This window comes from Roseicyclus sp., assembly GCF_052168335.1.
GTDB lineage: Bacteria > Pseudomonadota > Alphaproteobacteria > Rhodobacterales > Rhodobacteraceae > Roseibacterium.
The window spans coordinates 1-1,595 of record NZ_JBQLZP010000134.1; the positions used below are offsets into that span (position 1 = coordinate 1).

1 protein-coding gene is annotated in these 1,595 nt (G+C 72.3%); it reads right to left on the reverse strand.

The genetic code is table 11. The annotated features are described in order from the left end of the window. Positions 1-208: 208 nt before the first annotated feature. Positions 209-1,420, reverse strand: a complete 1,212-nt coding sequence (locus ACTS11_RS04240; protein ID WP_442639098.1) for a winged helix-turn-helix domain-containing protein — start codon at positions 1,418-1,420, stop codon at positions 209-211. Positions 1,421-1,595: the final 175 nt, after the last annotated feature.

The window sequence follows — 1,595 nt, forward strand, 5'->3', positions numbered from 1 at the left end:
GCCTTCCTCTTCGTGCTGTCGAACGGGCTGAAACTGGCAGGACTCAAGGCCTGAATCTCCCTTGAAAACATGGCCTTCCGCGGGAGAATGTGCGCATCGCATGAGGAAGGCGAGCCGCGCACAGCTCCCGGGCCCGGATTATCCACAGCGGCCGCCTGCCCCAAGCTACTGAAAGGAAGCGCTCCTCAGGACTTGTCCACAGACCTTCTCAGACCGCCTCCCGGAGCCAGTCCGGCGCATAGGAGACCGCCCCGCAGCCCGCGAAGCGCGCCGCCCGCTCGATCTCGGCCTCGAGCCGCGCGCGGCGCCCGCGCCCCATCCGCACGCCCCGCTCCGGCCAGAAGGCGCGCACCGCGAGACGCCCGCGCCCCGCCTCGGCGGCCATGTCGATGCGGCCCGCGAGGCGGTCGCCCTCGAGCACCGGGAAGACGTAGTAGCCGTAGGTCCGCTGCGCCTCGGGGACGAAGATCTCGATCCGGTAGCGGAACCCGAAGAGACGCTCGGCCCGCGCCCGGTCGCGCAACGCGGGGTCGAAGGGGCTGAGGACACGCATCCGCGCCGGCGGTTCGGGAAGGTCCGCGAGCGTGTCCAGGGTCTCGGGCCGCACGACCGAGCGCCGGAGCCGCCCGTCCACGCCTTCGACCTCCACCTCGACGACGCGCCCCGACGCCAGCGCGCGCGCGACCCAGGCCTTCGCCTCCGCCGGCGTCACGAGGTCCCAGAAGGCCGCAAGCTCGCCGCTCGTGGCGAAGCCCAGCCGGTCGAGCGCCGCGGCGCAGGCCCAGTCGACCGTCTCCTCCGGGTCCGGGTGCGCCGCGTTCAGCCGCTCGGGCGGGATCACCCGCTCGGCCAGGTCGTAGACCTTGCGGAACCCGTCCCGCCGCGTGACGGCCAGGTCGCCCGACCGCCAGAGGTATTCGAGCGCGGTCTTCGACGGGTGCCAGTCCCACCAGCCGGTCGACTTCGTGGGCCGCTCCCCCGCCATGTCGGCGCTCGAGACCGGGCCCGCCTCGGCCACATGTCCGAGGACGCGGTCGAGCTCGCCGTGGAAGGCGTCGCCGTGCCAGTCCTTCCAGCGCCCGTGGAGCCGCGCGCGGTCGCGGGCGAAGCGCAGCCGCCAGTGCGGGTAGAACTCTACCGGCACGATCGAGGCGTCGTGGGTCCAGTGCTCGAAGGTCGCGCGCGCCCGGTCGTTCAGCCAGCGCAGGCTCTCGGGGCGGTAGGACTGGCGGCGCGACCAGAGGATCATGTCGTGCGCGCGGGCGAGCGTGTTCACGCTGTCCACCTGCACGAAGCCGAGCCGGCCGATCAGCGCCGACAGCGCCGCTCCGCCCGCGGGACCGGAGGGTGGCTCCGCCAGCGCGTGACGGTCGAGGAAGAGCCGCCGCGCGCGGGCGTTCGGCACGATGGGCAGGGTCATCGCGGGACCCGTTTTTCGCAGGAAAAACGGACGGCTGCGATTATTCGTACGAATAATCGCATCGCCTCAATGCGCCCGCCATTCCCAGGGGCGGGTGAAGGCGCCGAGCACCTGCGCCACCTGCGCGTCGTCCGCCTCGCCCATGCGCTTGAGGACGGCGACGAGGCCGAGCTTC

Coding starts and splice junctions, on each gene's coding strand:
- ACTS11_RS04240 (WP_442639098.1), bottom strand. CDS start 1,420: ATGACCCTGCCCATCGTGCCGAACGCCCGCGCGCGGCGGCTCTTCCTC.